This window comes from Marinobacter sp. DUT-3 (genome assembly GCF_050379435.1).
Lineage (GTDB): Bacteria > Pseudomonadota > Gammaproteobacteria > Pseudomonadales > Oleiphilaceae > Marinobacter.
This window is the reverse complement of the sequence record NZ_JBNRMG010000014.1, coordinates 1-17,325: the sequence shown is the minus strand read 5'-3', so window position 1 is coordinate 17,325 and position 17,325 is coordinate 1. Positions and strand designations below refer to the sequence as shown.

At 57.6% G+C, this 17,325-nt stretch carries 11 protein-coding genes; 3 read left to right on the top strand and 8 right to left on the bottom strand.

From position 1 onward, the window contains the following. Nucleotides 1-22: 22 nt before the first annotated feature. From astD to ACQUWM_RS16750, 4 genes are read right to left on the bottom strand one after another with little or no spacing between them, the layout of a single operon-like run. Nucleotides 23-1,498 carry a succinylglutamate-semialdehyde dehydrogenase gene (gene astD / locus ACQUWM_RS16765; RefSeq protein WP_407002624.1) on the bottom strand — a complete coding sequence of 492 codons (1,476 nt, stop codon included), beginning with the start codon at nucleotides 1,496-1,498 and terminating at the stop codon, nucleotides 23-25. Next, nucleotides 1,479-2,567: an arginine N-succinyltransferase gene (gene astA / locus ACQUWM_RS16760; protein ID WP_407002625.1), complete on the bottom strand. Its 1,089-nt coding sequence runs from the start codon at nucleotides 2,565-2,567 to the stop codon at nucleotides 1,479-1,481. Before astA ends, astD begins: the two co-directional genes overlap by 20 nt. 34 nt (nucleotides 2,568-2,601) lie before the next feature. Then, complete coding sequence (locus tag ACQUWM_RS16755; protein ID WP_407002626.1) at nucleotides 2,602-3,618, bottom strand: arginine N-succinyltransferase; 1,017 nt, start codon at nucleotides 3,616-3,618, stop codon at nucleotides 2,602-2,604. 41 nt (nucleotides 3,619-3,659) lie between these two features. Continuing rightward, nucleotides 3,660-4,883 carry an aspartate aminotransferase family protein gene (locus tag ACQUWM_RS16750; RefSeq protein ID WP_407002628.1) on the bottom strand — a complete coding sequence of 408 codons (1,224 nt, stop codon included), beginning with the start codon at nucleotides 4,881-4,883 and terminating at the stop codon, nucleotides 3,660-3,662. Between the two features lie 397 nt (nucleotides 4,884-5,280). On the opposite strand from ACQUWM_RS16750, the gene ACQUWM_RS16745 reads away from it, so the two are divergent. Beyond that, nucleotides 5,281-6,495 carry a DcaP family trimeric outer membrane transporter gene (locus ACQUWM_RS16745; protein WP_428922900.1) on the top strand — a complete coding sequence of 405 codons (1,215 nt, stop codon included), beginning with the start codon at nucleotides 5,281-5,283 and terminating at the stop codon, nucleotides 6,493-6,495. 499 nt (nucleotides 6,496-6,994) lie between these two features. Here ACQUWM_RS16745 and ACQUWM_RS16740 read toward each other — a convergent pair whose 3' ends face one another. From ACQUWM_RS16740 to aceE, 3 genes are all read right to left on the bottom strand, one after another. Continuing rightward, the gene (locus ACQUWM_RS16740; RefSeq protein ID WP_428922899.1) at nucleotides 6,995-8,248 is read right to left on the bottom strand and encodes an NADH:flavin oxidoreductase/NADH oxidase family protein; all 1,254 of its coding nucleotides are present in this window, start codon (nucleotides 8,246-8,248) and stop codon (nucleotides 6,995-6,997) included. Nucleotides 8,249-8,621: 373 nt separating this feature from the next. Next, complete coding sequence (gene aceF, locus ACQUWM_RS16735) at nucleotides 8,622-10,301, bottom strand: dihydrolipoyllysine-residue acetyltransferase (protein ID WP_428922898.1); 1,680 nt, start codon at nucleotides 10,299-10,301, stop codon at nucleotides 8,622-8,624. Between the two features lie 10 nt (nucleotides 10,302-10,311). After that, nucleotides 10,312-12,981 (bottom strand): pyruvate dehydrogenase (acetyl-transferring), homodimeric type, encoded by a 2,670-nt coding sequence (gene aceE / locus ACQUWM_RS16730; protein ID WP_428922897.1) that lies wholly within the window; start codon nucleotides 12,979-12,981, stop codon nucleotides 10,312-10,314. A 638-nt stretch (nucleotides 12,982-13,619) separates the two neighbouring features. On the opposite strand from aceE, the gene ACQUWM_RS16725 reads away from it, so the two are divergent. Further along, a complete protein-coding gene (locus ACQUWM_RS16725) occupies nucleotides 13,620-14,984 on the top strand; it encodes a KamA family radical SAM protein (protein WP_407002635.1) in 1,365 nt (454 codons plus the stop codon). 30 nt (nucleotides 14,985-15,014) lie between these two features. Here the strand turns inward: ACQUWM_RS16725 and ACQUWM_RS16720 are convergent, their stop codons facing one another. Then, nucleotides 15,015-16,037 carry an AraC family transcriptional regulator gene (locus tag ACQUWM_RS16720; protein WP_428922896.1) on the bottom strand — a complete coding sequence of 341 codons (1,023 nt, stop codon included), beginning with the start codon at nucleotides 16,035-16,037 and terminating at the stop codon, nucleotides 15,015-15,017. Between the two features lie 136 nt (nucleotides 16,038-16,173). Between ACQUWM_RS16720 and ACQUWM_RS16715 the strand changes: the two genes are divergently transcribed. Further along, a partial coding sequence (locus ACQUWM_RS16715; protein ID WP_428922895.1) for a fatty acid desaturase occupies nucleotides 16,174-17,325 on the top strand: 1,152 nt, incomplete at its 3' end.

Genomic DNA, 17,325 nt, shown 5'->3' with positions numbered 1-17,325 from the left:
GTGTCAGTCCATCAATCGTTGATTAATCAAAGCTCAACCCGGGCGCCAGGCTGTCCGGTACCTCACTCTTCTTCGCTTCCAGCGAGGCCATGGGCCACGCGCAGTAATCCGCCGCGTAATAGGCGCTGGGGCGATGGTTGCCGCTGGCGCCCACACCTCCGAAAGGCGCCGCGCTGCTGGCGCCGGTCAGCGGGCGGTTCCAGTTGACGATACCGGCCCGCACTTCATCCGCTAACCGCTCATAGAGTTTGCGATCGTCGGTGAGAATACCGGCGGACAGGCCGTAACGGGTATTGTTGGCCAGCTCCAGTGCCTCGTCAAAACTCTTGTAACGATAGACCGTCAACAACGGACCGAAAAACTCCTCGTCACTCACGTCCAGGCCAGTCGCATCCAGGATACCAGGAGACAACAGGCCGGTATCAGGCTTGAGCTGCTTCATCTCCAGTAGAGAACGGGCGCCTTTTTCAATCATGTTGCCCTGTGCCGCCAACAGTTTCTCAGCCGCTTCGGCGGAGATGACGGAACCCATGAACGGCTGCGGTTCGGCATCAAATTCACCCACCTGAATACGGGCGGCGACTTCCGTCAATCGCTCAATAAAGCGATCCCCTTTTGTACCCTTGGGAACCAGCAAGCGACGGGCGCAGGTACAACGCTGCCCCGCCGACAGGAACGCGGACTGCAAAGCATGATGAACAGCACCGTCCATGTCAGCCACATCCTGAACAATCAGTGGGTTGTTGCCCCCCATCTCCAGGGCCAGGATTTTCTCCGGCTGACCTCCGAACTGCTCGTGCAGCAAATGGCCAACCGTGGAACTACCGGTAAAGAACAGGCCATCTATGCCCGGGTGACTGGCCAGAGACTTACCGGTTGCCGCTGCGCCCTGCACCAGATTGATTACTCCGTCCGGCGCGCCTGCGCGCTCCCACATTTTCACCGTAAACTCAGCCACCCCCGGGGTTAACTCGCTGGGCTTGAAGACAACGGTGTTACCGGCCAGCAGGGCAGGCACAATATGGCCATTGGGCAGGTGCCCGGGGAAATTGTAGGGGCCGAAAACCGCCACCACGCCATGGGGCCGATGACGCAACACCGCCTGACCGCCGGCCACTTCGGACTCCGAATGGCCGGTGCGCTCATTGTAAGCTTTCACGGAAATGCCGATCTTGCCGATCATCGCCGCTACTTCCGTGCGGGACTCCCACAGCGGTTTGCCGGTTTCCTGGCCGATCAGGTGAGCCAGTTCTTCCTTGTGCTCCTCCAGCTTCTCTCCGAATGCTTCCACCAGAGCCTTGCGTTCAACGAACGACTTGCGGCGCCACTTTACAAAGGCATTGCGAGCCTCGCGAATGGCTGCATCCACATCCTCCAGGCTGGCGCTTCCACCCTCCCATACGGTGTCCCCGGTAACTGGCTGGATCGACTCGAACTGACGGCCGTGGCCTTGCAGCCATAACCCATCAATAAACAATTCACCTGTCAGGTTTGCCATAACGTGCACCTCCCGGTACTTGAATCTTGAATGTGCTGTCTTTTAACGGGGCGAGACGAACCTGATCTCCGGATTCCACCAGCAGGATGTCCGCAACCTCTCGGGACAAAGTGACAGTATCGGGTCCGATACACTCCGCGGGTATGGTGGTTACCCGAAAGTCCCGGAACGAGACGTTGGACACCATTACCCGCCCTGACTCCGCCACATCCAGGTCCATTGGCTTATGGCTGATCAGCACGTGCCGGCTCACAGTCTCCCTGACGGTGCGGATGTTATGGACGAAGGCCTCCACCACGGGCCCGCCATCGAAAATATCCACCAGGCCGTTAAAGTTGAACCCTTCCGCCTGCAACATTTTCAGGGCCGGCGCAGTGTTGTCGTGAACCCGACCCACCACGGCACGGGCCGCGTCCGGCAGCATCGGTAGGTAAATCGGGTACTTCGGCATCAGCTCCGCGATAAAGGATTTGTTGCCCAGCCCCGACAACATGTCCGCCTCGCTGAACTCCATATCAAAAAACTGGCTGCCCAGGGCATCCCACAGTGGGCTACGCCCCTGCTTGTCCGACACGCCACGCATTTCCGCAAACACCTTTTCCGAAAAATGCTTGTGGAAGCTGTCCAGGTACATGAAGCGACAGCGCGACAACAGCAGCCCATTCCCGCCGCCCCGGTGGCTGTCGGACAGCAACAACGAACAGATTTCAGTGGTGTCGGTCATGTCATTGGAAAGATGCAGCGTGGGTGTGCGCACGTGCACCCCCATCTCCCGCGAGGCGTTGACCGTCACGCTAAGCCGGTAGTTATAGAACACCTCATCCAGTCCCACCCGGGCCTGGATGCCGCTGATACCGACACAGCGCCCGATCTCGGTGTCCTCCAGGGCGAACAGGTACAGGCCCGCTTCGGGGGCACACCGCTGGTTAAAGGTTTCCCTGGCGTGGTTAATCTTGCGCTCGAGCAACGCCCTGTCGGCAGGCAGGGTAGTTAACCCCTTTCCCGCGTTCTGGGCCATGTCGTACAACGCATCCAGATCGGATTCCTGCAACGGACGGATTACCAGCATGGACGCCTCCCTGAACGTGTGAACTTCCGGATGGTCATAGCGGTGCAATCCTCACGTCATCGCCGGAGCTGCACTCCAGGTTTTTCCAGGTTTTCACCGGCACCCTGATTTCCTTCCTGAGGGTTTCCCCGACCGGCGTCAAGGTGCAGCGGAACGTGCCCCCGCGCCCTGCGGAAATCAGACAGGTATCGCCCTCATCATCGTGGTTGGCATGGAGCACGGCGCGATGGCTGGTGACCACAGTTCTGAGGCTGTCCGTACGGGCCTCAAGCACCGGGCCGGCATCGAAGATATCCACGTAGCAACCAGCACTGAAGCCTTCATGCTGCAGCAGCTCGTAGGTAGGCCTGGTGAGTTCATGGGGTTGGCCGAGCGCTTCCTGAGCGGCACTGGACAGCAGGGTGACGTAGACCGGGTTCGGCGGCATCAGCTCCGCAATAAAGGTCTTGCTGAGCAGGCCTGAGTGCTGGTCCGCGGTTTCAAAATCCATGTTGAAGAAATGCCGACCGAGACTGTCCCAGAACGGCACTTCTCCGCTGCTGGTCTGGACACCCTGGATTTCCACCACCATGCGACCGCTGAACCACTCCCGGTGCTCGGCGATAAACATCAGGCGGGCACGGGACAGCAGCTCGAAGGCCTCGGTGCCTCTCAGCGTGGGATCGATGGCGAACGCACACAGCAGTGAGGCGTCCGTCAACGCGTGGGACGGGTACAGCACTTCGACCCGCCGGGAAACCCCCAGTTCGTGGGACGCGTGAATCAGCGCATCCCGGCGGTAGTTGTAGAAAGGCTGACCATTACCGGCTCTGGCATCGATACCGGCCACGCCATGAATTCTGCCGGTGTCAGTGTTCTGAAGCACAAACAGAAAGCGCGCGGACTCGCCAGATCCGCTTTTTCCAGCGAAGGAGCGAACGGAGTGTTCAATCTTGGCCGCTAACGCGTCTTCCTGTTTTGGCAGGGTCGACGAAAGCCTGGCCCCCTGCTTGCCGGAGATGCCCAGTACACCTTGCAGGTCATCCATTTTAACCGGACGGACCAACCACATAAGGCCTCCCTTGTTGATAGCTGACTGTTATGGGGGCGGTGTTATTTATCGGTCTTGGTCACCTTCTTTACGGCCGCCTCAAATCGCGCCAGGGCATCCTCGATATCAGATTCCGGAATGATCAGGGACGGCGCCAGCCGAACCACATTGGCGCCGGCAATCAGCACCATCACACCTTCGTCCAGACCCGCGTTCAGAAACTCCTTGGCCTTGCCCTGCCACTTCTCGGTGAGAACGCAGCCCAGCAACAAACCGGCCCCGCGAACTTCGCTGAACACGCCATAACGCTCGCCAATTTCCATCATGCCTTTACGCAAGTGCTCGGAGCGGGCTTTGACGCCTTTGAGAATCTCCGGCTGGCTGACGGTGTCGATGACCTTCTGGGCAACGGCACAGGCAAGTGCATTGCCGCCGTAGGTGCTGCCATGGGTGCCGACACCCAGGCTCGCGGCCACTTTGGCGGTGGTCAGCATCGCCGCCACCGGGAACCCGCCGCCCAGGCCCTTGGCGCTGGACAGGATATCGGGAATCACGTCATACATTTCATAGGCATAGAGGTAACCGGTACGGCCGACACCACTCTGCACTTCATCGAATACCAGCAGGGCATCGTTCTCGTCACAGAGCTGGCGCAGGCCTTTCAGGAACTCGGGGTCTGCAGGCATAACACCACCCTCACCCTGGATCGGCTCCACCACGATGGCGCAGGTTTTCTCTTTGGAGATCAGCTCGCGGACCGATTCCAGATCATTAAACGTGGCATGCTGAATACCACCGGGTGCCGGCTCGAATCCTTCCCGGTATTTCGGCTGACCACCCACGCTGACCGTAAATAGGGTGCGGCCATGGAAGGAACTGGTGAAAGAGATGATCTCGTTCTTTTCAGGACCGAAATGTTCCCAGGCATAACGACGGGCGAGCTTGAACGCAGCCTCGTTGGCCTCCCCGCCGGAATTGGCGAAAAACACCCGCTCGGCAAAGGTCAGATCACACAGGGTTTTGGCCAGGCGAAGAGCGGGCTCGTTGGTCATGACGTTGGACAGGTGCCAGAGCTTCTCGGCCTGATCCGTCAATGCACCCACCAGCCCGGGGTGGGAATGGCCAAGGCAGGTCACAGCAATGCCGCCCTGAAGATCCACGAATTCACGGCCTTCCTGATCCCAGATACGGGAGCCTTCCCCGCGCACCGGAATAATCGAGCCGGGAGCGTAATTGGGTACCATGACTTCATCAAACAGTTCGCGACTGACGGGTTCTCTGTTCATCGGGTCGGGTTCTCTCTAAAACGGTTCAAAGATAGAAAGCTGTATTTATCATACGCCACTCAGGGCATGAGCACATCCGCCCGGGCAACACCTGACTGTTACCTACTCCTCTCCCACGTGTCAGAAAATAATATCAATTCCGGCGATCCGATCACGATCCGTGACTTCCAACTGACGCCCCCGACATCAGGGGAAGCGAGCGTTATAGCACTCAGATCAGTACTTTTGGAGGTCATAATGCAACGTTACTCTGAACTGCGAATCGCAGATGCCTGTAAAGCAACGAATTACGTGTATAGACATTCGTCTAATTAATGACCAAATTTATTTGAAATGTCACAGATTCGTAACTACTTTGAAGTGGGTCCAACAAAAATAATGTGTGGAGACAACAACGATGCAAAGCAACAAACTGAGAATGGCAATTCGTGCAACGGCAGCAGCAGCGGTATTGGGGGTAGCTGGACAAGCCGGAGCAGTCAGCTTCAACGCTGGCGACTACGAAATGAGCGTATACGGCTACGGTCGTCTTAACGCTTCCTACGACATTGACAGCGATCAGTCACTGAGCACGCGTTCCGGCTCTTATGATGGCCTCGCAAATAACGACGACGCTGCAGACGGCCATTTCGGCGCCGACGCCTTCCAGAGCCGTATCGGCGTTACTACCATGACGCCTCAGGGTGTCAAGATTAACGTTGAAGGCGACTTCCGCGGCAGCGGTGGCGGTTCACTGCGCCTTCGTCACGCCTATGGTGAGTACAACGGCGTGCTGATGGGTCAGACCTGGTCCAACTTCGGCAGCTTCGTTGGTAACACCTCAACCCTGGACTTCGACTCCCTGCCCGGCCTCGCCGGCTTCCAGGCTCGTAGCGCCCAGGCACGTTACACCTCAGGTCCACTTTCTATCTCCCTGGAAGATCCAAATGCATCTATTCTGGGCGTAGCAGAAGTGGAAGAGCAGCAAATAGTCGGCGGCGTGATTACCGATGTTGGGACCGGCGAGTTTGAAGGTACCGCATTGGACAATACCAAGGATTCAATGCCTGCACTGACGGCCCGCCTTGAGGACTCTGCTGGAGGACTATCCTACTCAGCAGCTGTACTGGCCCATCAGGTTGGCTACGATGACGGCGACAATGACGAAAGCAGTGTCGGCTTCGCAACCTTTGTAGCTGCTAAAATGGCACTGACCGACATGATCACCATTCAAGGCACACTCAGCTATTCTGACGGCGCAAATAGTTACCTGTACCGTTCAGGCGAGAACTTTGGTGCAGAAAGCGCCTACGTAGACGGAGATGGTGACGTAGAGACTATCTCCGGTTACGGCGGTTCTGTTGGTGCTGGCTTCAACCTTGGCGGCGGTCGCAGCGTTAATATTGGCTACGGCATTGTCGAAGTCGATTGGGATGATGCAGAAGATGATCTCGGTTCAGCCATTGTTGCTGGCAAAAGCGAAACCAACTCAGCCGTTATGGCCAACTACCAGTGGACTCCGGTACAGAACGTCATGATGGGCGTTGAATACCAGTTCCTGCAGCGTGAAAACGTCAACGGCGACGACGGCGATGCCAACCGCCTCCTGTTCGCTGCCCAGTACAACTTCTAAGTTCCTTTAGAAGTTAACTCAGGAGAAACCCCGGCCCAGCGCCGGGGTTTCTTTTGGGCGCCCCATCCAGGATCAACCGCACCAAACCGCAGCATCCCCCGCAGCCCTTCCTTCAGCGATAAACCCAATTTTCCCTTCTATTCAGCAGCCTGCAAGCACTCTTGTCTTTTGGCATATCTGATGCAAGTACATCTATTGAAGTCAGAGTGACGGACCACACTCCGCCACTGTTTTAATCCAACAGAGGTGACACCATGAAAACATCAACCGACTACAGCCTGCTCTTCGAACTGACCCACCCCTTCGAAGCCGCCGTCATACAGGATCTCCGCGACTACTTCGAAGGAATGTACTTCGCAAATTAAAAGGACTCCCCTCCCAAGGTCTTCAGGGTGTGGGTGGGGGTGTCTGGCAAAAAACACCGCCTGTCTGAGCGCAGCGAGTTCAAGCGGAGTTTTTTGCCAGACACCCCACCCGCGCCCTACCACCAAAGAAAGGCTTACTCCCCGGCCCGCAACCGAGTCCGAACCCCACGCGAAGCCATCACCCCAATCACCTCCATCAAAGAAAGCACCCCCCGATCATGGGTACGCGGCGCCTTGCCCTTCCCCATACGGCCAAGCTGCCGGGTATACCAACTCACTTCCATCAACGCCATATCGTCAATCAAACGAATACCCGTCCTGATCGGCTTCACCGCACTGGTAAACGACTCACCAGCCATAATCCGCTTCGGACAATCCGGCTCCACCGCCAGCGGACGCGCGATACCCACCAGGTCCGTAGCACCAGAGGCAATGGCATCCGCCATCCCCGTTTCCGTACGGAACCCACCGGTCACCATCAACGGAACATCCACCCGCTCTCGCACCTTCTCGGCAAACTCCAGGAAATACGCCTCCCGCGCCAACGTGCTCTCTTTCACCTCACCGCCTTCAGCGCCCTTGGCCATCGCCGGATTCTCATAATTCCCCCCGGAGATCTCCACCAGATCAATCCCCTGATCCGCCAGCACCTCAATCACCGCCAGGGATTCTTCCTCGGTAAAACCACCCCGCTGGAAATCCGCCGAATTCAGCTTAATGCCCACATTAAAGCCTTCCCCGGTCACCTCCCGAATCGCCTTATACACTTCCAGCACAAAGCGCATCCGCTTCTCAGCCGAGCCACCCCACTCATCCGTCCGCTGATTGTGATGAGGCGACAAAAACTGACTCACCAGATACCCATGGGCACCGTGAATCTGCACCCCACTGAAACCCGCCTTCTCCGCAATCGCCGCACTTTTCGCGAAGCGCCGGATAATGTCCTCAATCTCCGGCCCGGTCAGCGCCCTGGGGGTTGCAAACATACTCCGCATTTCTTTGCGAAACGGCACAGCACTGGGAGACACCGGATCCCGGTTCAGCATCTTCGGACTCTGCTTGCCCGGATGGTTCAGCTGCATCCAGATCTGATTACCCCCAACCTTCCCGGCCTCCGCCCAGGCCTTCAGCAACGCCAGATCCCGCTCATCCTCCAGCACCACATTCTGCGGCTCGCCAATGTGCCGGCGGTCCACCATCACGTTTCCGGTAATCGACAGCCCGGTACCGCCCTCGGCCCAGGTGCGATACAGCGTTACCAGATCCTGGGTGACCCGGTTATCAATGGTGCCCAGGGTCTCGCTCATGGCGGACTTGGCAAAGCGATTGGGAATAACGGAGCCGTTCTTGAGGGTAAGCGGCTGGGATAGCGTTTCGGCGGGATTCATCAGGAGCCTCTATCGTTAGGATTCGGGTTACGTAGAGACGATGTTGGGCAGTAAAGAAACTAAGGGCATTGGCCCCTGCGACGGAACAAGATTGGTAAAGACGGCACATTAACGCGGACTACTGAGAGCCAGAACGACGAAGGCCGGTATACCTGTTCAGAACTGTTGAGGGCCAAATGCAGAACTCTGGGAGCCAGGCCTTGAAATAACTCATGGCGAAAACGAGAGAGGCGGGTAATACGCTTCAGGACTGTTGAGAGCCATGGACGGCCCGAAACAAGCGCACATGGATGTGCTCGTAGCGTGTCCTGAAGCGTATTACCCGCCTCTCGCCGCCCCACAACTCACAGGCTGGGGGCGGATCTCACTGCTTTCAAAGCAACAGGGACCGAATATCCCCAAGAAGCTGACTCAGCAGCGTCGTGAACCGCGCCGCGTCTGCCCCGTTCACCGCACGGTGATCGTAGGACAGCGACAGCGGCAACATCAGCCGCGGCTGGAAATCCTTGCCATCCCAGACCGGCTTCATCGCCGCCTTGGACACCCCAAGAATCGCCACCTCCGGCGTATTCACAATCGGCGTAAACGCCGTGCCACCGATACCACCCAGACTGGTAATGGTAAAGCAGGCACCCTGCATCTCCGCCGGCTTCAGCTGCTTGTCCCGGGCCTTCTGGGCCAGATCCGCACTTTCCGCGGCCAGCTCCCAGAGCCCCTTCTTGTCCACATCGCGGATTACCGGCACCATCAGCCCGTGAGGCGTATCCACCGCAATCCCGATGTGAATGTACTGCTTGCGGATAACCTCCTTGCGCTCCATGTCCAGCGACACATTGAACTGCGGCAGCTCCGCCAGCGCCGTGGCACAGGCCTTCAGCAGGAACGGAAGCGGCGTCATCTTCACACCCTTCTTCTCGCCGGCCGCTTTCTGCGCCTTGCGGAAGTCTTCCATGTCAGTGATGTCCGCATCCTCGAACTGGGTGACATGGGGCACGTTCAGCCAGCTACGCTGCATGTTGTTGGCCGTAGCGAACATCACGCGCGACATGGATTCACGCTCGATGTCACCGAACTGGCTGAAGTCCGGCAGTTTCACGCCGGGAATGCCGGCACCACCGCCGCCTGCCACCGTGCTGCCCTGCTGCGTCTGCTGCAGCTGGCTCTTCACATAGGCCTGCACGTCATCTTTCAGGATGCGTTTTTTCGGGCCAGAACCCTTGATGCGGGTCAGGTCCGCGCCGAATTCGCGGGCCAGCTTGCGCACCGCCGGGCCGGCGTGAACCTTGGCGCCGGGTGTGGGCGGCTCGTAAGTCGCAGAAGCCGGCTCAGACTTCGGTTCCTCACTCTTGCCTTTCGACCCGGCTTTGCTTTCCTGCTTGTCGCCGCCGGAAGACTCTGCCGGTTCAGAAGACGCTTCCTCCTCGCCGCCCTCTTCACTGCCTTCTTCCACAACGGTCATTTCGACCAGGTCATTGCCTTCGGAAAGCTTGTCGCCTTCCTTCACCAGAATCTTCCCGATCTTGCCGGCAAAGGGAGACGGGATCTCCATAGTGGCCTTGTCAGACTCCACGGTAACCAGCGGATCATCCGCCTCAACCTCGTCGCCCTCGCTGACGTTGATCTCGATCACCGGTACGTTATCGAAGCCATCCAGAGCCGGAACCTGAACGGTCTCCTTGCGGGAACCGCCGGATTTCTTCGGTGCCGGCTTTTTCTCTTCAGCTTTGTCTTCCGACTTGGATTCGGCTTTTTCGTCCTTGCCGGAGCTGGCTTCTTCACCTGCGTCTTTATCGTCATCCGAACCACCGGCGTCGCCGCTGGCTTCCATCATGCCGACAACGTCGCCTTCCTTGACCTTGTCACCCACTTTGACGGTGATTTTGGTGATCTTGCCGGCACCGGGCGACGGCAATTCAACAGACGCCTTGTCAGACTCTACCGTCAGTATCGGATCTTCTTCCTCAACCGAATCCCCCTGGCTGACGAGAACTTCAATAACCTCGACCTCGTCTGCACCGCCGAGATCCGGAACCTTGATTTCCTGTTCACTCATGGCGGTCTCCTTAGCTCAGCACCGGGTTCGTTTTGTTGCGATCGATTCCGTACTTGCGCATGGCTTCGAGAACCACGTCCTCCTTGATCTCACCATCCCGTGCCAGAGCCGACAGCGCGGTAACCGCCACGTAATAGCGATCCACTTCGAAGTGACTCCGCAGTTTCTCGCGGGTGTCGCTGCGACCAAAACCGTCGGTACCCAGGGTCAGGTAGGTTTTGGGAATATAGGCACGCACCTGCTCGGACAACAGTTTGATGTAATCCGTGGACGACACCACCGGCCCCTGCTGTTTCTCCAGGCACTGGGTGATGTAGGCCTTCTTGGGCGTGTCATCCGGGTGCAGGCGGTTCCAGCGCTCAATGTGCAGACCGTCGCGGGCCAGTTCGTTAAAGCTGGTCACGCTCCAGACATCGCTGGCTACGCCAAAGTCTTCCTTCAGCAGTTCAGCAGCGGCACGCACCTCGTTGAGAATGGCGCCTGAGCCCAGCAACTGAACCCGCGGGGTTTTCTTGCGCCCTTTGGTTTCAACGGAATCCAGCAGGTACATACCTTTGATGATCCCGTCTTCCACCTTCTTGCCTTTCGGCATGGCCGGCTGTTCGTAGTTTTCGTTCTCGATGGTCAGGTAGTAGAAGACATTCTGGTTGTCCTCAAACATCTCCTTGATGCCATGCTGGATAACCACGGCCATCTCGTACCCGTAGGCCGGGTCGTAAGCCTTACAGCTGGGAATGGTCTGCGCCAGGATGTGGCTGTGGCCGTCCTGATGCTGCAGGCCTTCACCGTTGAGCGTGGTGCGCCCGGCGGTACCACCAACCAGGAAGCCACGGGCCTGAATATCGCCAGACGCCCAGGCCAGATCGCCCACACGCTGGAAGCCGAACATGGAGTAGAAGATGTAGAACGGCACCAGCGGGAAGTTGTTGGTGCTGTAGGAGGTCGCTGCCGCCATCCAGGCCGCCATGGAACCATCCTCGTTGATCCCCTCTTCAAGGATCTGACCTTTCTTGTCTTCCTTGTAGTACATGATCTGGTCACGATCTTCCGGCACATACTTCTGGCCTTCCGACGTGTAGATACCCAACTGGCGGAACATGCCTTCCATACCAAAGGTGCGGGCTTCGTCCGGCACAATCGGGACCACCCGCTTGCCAATGCGCTTGTCCTTGGTCAGGGCCGTCAGCAGGCGCACAAAGGCCATGGTGGTGGAGATTTCGCGGCCATTGGAACCATCCAGCAATGCCTTGAAGGTGTCCAGCGGCGGCGTCTGCAGTGGCTGGCAGTCCTTGCGGCGCTTGGGATAGAAACCACCCAGTTCCTGTCGGCGCTTGTTCATGTAGACAATTTCCGGGCTGTCCGGCGCCGGACGATAGTACGGCACTTCCTTGAGCTCTTCGTCCTTAAGCGGCACGGCAAACCGATCACGGAAGGCCTTGAGCTGCTCGATATCGAGCTTTTTCAGGGAGTGCGCGGTGTTCTGTGCCTCACCGGCGGAACCGAAACCATAACCTTTGATGGTATGGGCGAGGATCACCGTGGGCCGTCCGCCATTGTTGTGAATGGCGTGATGGTAGGCCGCGTATACCTTATAGGGATCGTGGCCACCGCGGTTGAGCTTGTTGATGTCCTCGTCGGTGAGGTTTTCCACCAGCTTGGACAGCTCCGGGTACTTACCAAAGAAGTGTTTGCGGGTATAGGCCGGACCGTTGCTCTTGAAGTTCTGCAGGTCACCGTCCACGGCTTCATCCATCACCCGCTGCATCAGGCCGTCCTCGTCCTTCTCGAACAACGGATCCCACATACGACCCCAGACCACTTTCAGCACGTTCCAGCCAGCACCACGGAACACGCCTTCCAGCTCCTGGATAATCTTGCCGTTGCCTCGCACCGGACCGTCCAGACGCTGCAGGTTGCAGTTAACAACAAATATCAGGTTGCTCAGGTTCTCACGGCCGGCCATGGAAATGGAGCCCAGGGTTTCCGGCTCGTCGCACTCGCCGTCACCGATAAAGCACCACACCTTGCGGTCGCCCATATCGATCAGCTCGCGGCTGTGCAGGTACTTCATCACGTGGGCCTGGTAGATGGCCTGGATCGGGCCAAGGCCCATGGATACCGTGGGGAACTGCCAGTAATCCGGCATCAGCCAGGGGTGCGGGTAGGAGGACAAGCCATTGCCATCCACTTCTTCCCGATACTTGTCCAGCTGTGCTTCGTCAAAGCGGCCTTCCAGGTAGGAACGGGCGTAAATACCCGGCGCCGAATGCCCCTGGAAATACACCAGGTCCGACTCCCGTTTTTCATCACCGCCGTGGAAGAAGTAGTTAAAGCCGACATCGTACAGCGTGGCCGCCGAGGAGAAAGAGGACACATGCCCGCCCAGCTCACCCGGGCGCTGATTGGCTCGAAGCACCATGGCCATGGCATTCCAGCGGATCAGTGAGCGAATACGGCGCTCCATAAACAGATCCCCAGGCATGCGAACTTCCTGGGTTACGGGGATGGAGTTACGGAATGGCGTGGTGATCGAATACGGTAGCTCGGTGCCGTCGCGGCTGGCTCGTTCGGAGAGCCTTTCCAGAATATACTTGGCGCGGTCCACGCCTTCCTGTTCAATAAGAGATTCCAGTGCATCAAGCCATTCACTGGTCTCGATGGGATCATCGTCCTGGTACATCAAACCCTCCCCTTGGCATCAAAAAGGCCGCTCGGGCCACGATCAGCGGCCTGGCGCCTGCGGTGTTATTCGCTGCGGTGTATTGCAGAACCTGTTGTTTTGGTTATTTCCGCCTGACTAGTGTCATCAAGCATAGAACAGCTTGGCCAACTTTACTGCCCGGACGCCTTTGTATTAGCGGCTTTTGGCCAAAAGGTATGAGCCCGGCCTGAAACTGCTCAGATCTCGCTCGTCATTATGTAGTTTTTTTACTACAAAACCAGATAGACATGCAACATTAAAGGCTATTTAAGGATTACCAAAACCTTTTCTTGCGATTACTTACGTAATAATGACGGGTTTTCGAGCATCAAACAACCAAGTCTAGACCAAGGTCGTAGTATTCCTATCAGGGGCAACCTATCCTTATCACGCTAAAAGAATTACCAGCCTGACATTAATGACTTTTCGCCTCACTTCGATGACTTTCCACGAATTTCCCAGAAATTACTTAACAATCCCCGCCATTAGGCCAGGATTTTTTAATTAGACCTGAAAATAAATATCGATTTATGTATACTTGCCTGCCCGTTTTTTAACCAGAGGAGCGTTGGCAACGCCCATCCTCCTGACATTGGCATTCAACCAGAGGGCGATCTATGAACTCCATCGTCACGTTCCCGAACCGCATCCCGACTGCCGAGTTCGAAGAGCGGCGCTTCAAGGTCTATACAGACCGCCAGCTCGACAAGATTGAGGTTATCCAGAATCTCCCTGAAGACACCCTGTTCGAGATGAAGGTCGTCGCCAGCGTACTGCCGTTCCGGGTCAACGAGTATGTAATCAACGAACTGATCAACTGGGACAAGGTACCTAACGATCCGATCTATCAACTTGTCTTCCCGCAAAAAGGCATGTTGAAGGACGAACATTTCGAACGTATGGCAAAGATGCACCGGGAAGGTGCCGACAAGAAAGAAATTCAGGCCGTTGCCAAGGAAATCCGTGACGAGCTGAACCCGCATCCCGCCGGCCAGATGGAAATGAACATGCCGGAGCTGGATGGCGAGGTTCTGGACGGCGTACAGCACAAGTACCGTGAAACCGTTTTGTTCTTCCCGGCCCAGGGGCAGACCTGCCACTCCTACTGCACCTTCTGCTTCCGCTGGGCGCAGTTCGTCGGTGACAAGGACCTGAAAATGTCCAGCACGGAAGCCGAGAAACTGCACGGCTACCTGCAGGAGCATACCGAGGTCACTGACCTACTGGTCACCGGCGGCGATCCCATGGTGATGAAGACCAAAAGCCTGGTGCAATATCTGGAGCCGCTGCTGCAGCCGGAATTCGACCACATCCAGACCATCCGCATCGGTACCAAGGCCCTGACTTTCTGGCCGTATCGCTTCGTGACCGACAAGGACGCGGATGAGCTGATCGACCTGTTTGCCCGCCTGGTCGACGCCGGCAAGCACGTGGCGATCATGGCGCACTACAACCACTGGCAGGAAATCACCACCGACATCGCCGAAGAAGCGATCCGTCGCATCCGTGCCACTGGCGCCGAAATTCGCGCCCAGGGCCCGCTGATCAAGCACGTGAATGACGATGCCGAGGCGTGGGCCAAGCTGTGGAAGAAAGAAGTGCAGCTGGGCATCATTCCCTACTACATGTTTGTGGAGCGGGACACCGGCGCGAAAAACTACTTCGAAGTGCCGCTGGCCGAAGCCTTCCAGATCTACCGCGAAGCCATGAAAAAGGTCTCCGGCCTGGCCCGCACCGCCCGCGGCCCCAGCATGAGCGCTGGCCCCGGCAAGGTAGAGGTACAGGGCATCACCGAAATCAATGGCGAGAAGGTTTTCGTTCTGCGCTTCCTGCAGGGCCGCAACCCGGACTGGGTACAGCGCCCGTTCTTCGCCAAGTACAGTGAGACAGCCACCTGGCTGCATGAACTGGAACCGGCACTCGGGGAAGAGAAGTTCTTCTTTGAGGATGAGTACGAGCAGATGAAGAAGGGGAATGGCTGAGGCCAGCCCCTCCTGAACGGAAGGCGCCGGCTAGTCCGGCGCCTTCATATAATCCCTCGGCGAACAGCCTGTCCAGCGCCGGAATGCACGACTGAAATTGGTGACATCGGAGTAGCCCAGAAGATCCGACACCTGACCGATACTCTTTTGCCGGATAGCAAGCAGGCGCCTGGCATGTTGCTGCCGGATCGACTCCACCAATTCCCGGAACACCACACCCTCGGCCTGTAACCTGCGCTGCAACGTTCGCGGAGTCACATTCAGCTTTTCCGCTACCTCCTCCATGGAAGCAAACCCCAGCTCTTCATCAAACACCAGATCCCGCACCTGTTGCACCAGCGAGCGCCCGCCACCTAGCCGCCCGAGCTCTTCCTTGCACTGCTCCCGGGCAACCCGCGCCGCCACCGGGTCCGCCATGACCAGGGGGTAGTCGAGAATCGATGCATCGAAGATGAAGCCATTGAAATCACCGCCAAAAATGAGCGGCCCCGCGATCAGGTGCTCAAAACGCTCCATGTAGGGCGGCTCTGGAAAACGGACCACCCCCTTTCCCTTGAGCCTGCGGCCGGTGAGCGCTTCCCCCATGGCGGCAAACCCGGTGAGAAGGAACTGTGCCCCCACCTCCCCGAGCTGGTAGCGCCCATCCCGCTCACTCAGTGTGAGACGAACCTCGTCACCCTCCCGATCGAGGGACAATGTCAGGTTGGACGATGGGACGGCGAAATAGGCCTGGGCGATATCGAGCGCTTCGCCCAGCGTTTTTGCCACCATGGCAGCCTGCCCGATCACTCCATGACACGACACCTTCATCTGTAATCCCAACAGGAAACCGATGCCGGGCTCACCGGTGAGCGAGATAGCCCGCTGGATAAGCCGTGAAAAACTTTCTCTCGGCAGGCGGAAGCCGCTGCGCAGCAGGTCTTCCAGTGCAAGCCCCTCCTCCGACAACAGCTGCTCCACGGTGACATTCCACCGCTCTACCACGTCTATCAGCAGCAGAACGTAGGTCCCTGGAACAGTAGGCTGACTGGAAACAATGGAAACGGTTGTCATTGTAATTGTCGTCTAATGATCGTTTTTTGTCGTGCAATCATACCCGGATTCGGTATGGAGACGGCCACAATAGCATCAGATAACACCAGGTACAGGTGCCTGGTTGCCAACCCTAACCGTTAAAAAGGTCAAATCCATGTCTGTTGATCCAAACACCATGACCGATGCGGAGAAAACCGATTACATCCGCAAGACCATCCTTGAAGAGGGTCGCGCACTTCGCCACCGCCATCCGTGGCTTGAGAAACACCAGAACCTGATTGGCGCAATGATCATGATCGTTTCGCTGCTGGGCATGATCGCCAGTGGAACGCTCTACGTCATGGGCCACATACCCTGGTGGGCGTGCATTCCGGCAACGGCCATTTTCGCCTCCTTCATTCATGAGCTGGAACACGACTTGATCCATCTGATGTACTTCAAGAACCGCCCCTGGGCCAACGATCTTATGCTGGCTGTGGGCTGGCTGGCACGGGCCAGCACCGTCAGTCCCTTTGTACGGCGCAAGCTTCACCTGCACCACCACAAATTCAGCGGCACCGAGAGCGACCTGGAAGAGCGAGGCATTACCAATGGCGAGCGCTGGGGTTTACGGCGCCTGTTGATGACCGGGGACAACATGATGGCGGTATTCCTCCGCCCGTTTACCATGCAACGCGCCGTGCGCCAGTACATCCGCTCCCAGAAGCCCGCATCACGGGGCGAAGCCAGAAAAATGAGCCTGCAGCAGATGTTCGCCTATGCACCGCTGGGCAACATTTATTACCTGCTGTTTCATACCTGGGTGGTCGCCCATGTGGTCCTGTTCACCGCCCAGATCAGCGGCAACCCGCTCACCCTGTCTGCCGAGCTGTCAGCGGCCATGAGCATTCTGAACACCTTTGCCGTGGTGTACATGCTGCCGTCTTTCCTGCGCACGTTCTGCCTGCACTTCATCAGCTCCAACATGCACTACTATGGCGATGTTGAAGCCCGAAACGTGATGCAGCAATGCCAGGTCCTCAACCCCTGGTGGCTGATGCCGATGCAGGTTTTCTGCTTTAACTTCGGCAGCACCCATGCGATTCACCACTTTGCGGTGCGGGAACCTTTCTATATCCGGCAATGGACGGCACCGGCTGCCCACAAGGTGATGCGAGAGATGGGGGTTCGCTTTAACGACTACGGAACTTTCCTGAGGGGGAACCGCTTTTACACGGAAGCTTCTGCAGAGAAGCGCCGGGCAGCGGGGGGCCCACAAGAGATCCCGCTTCCCCCCCAAACCCACGCCCCCACCTCCCCCACCTCC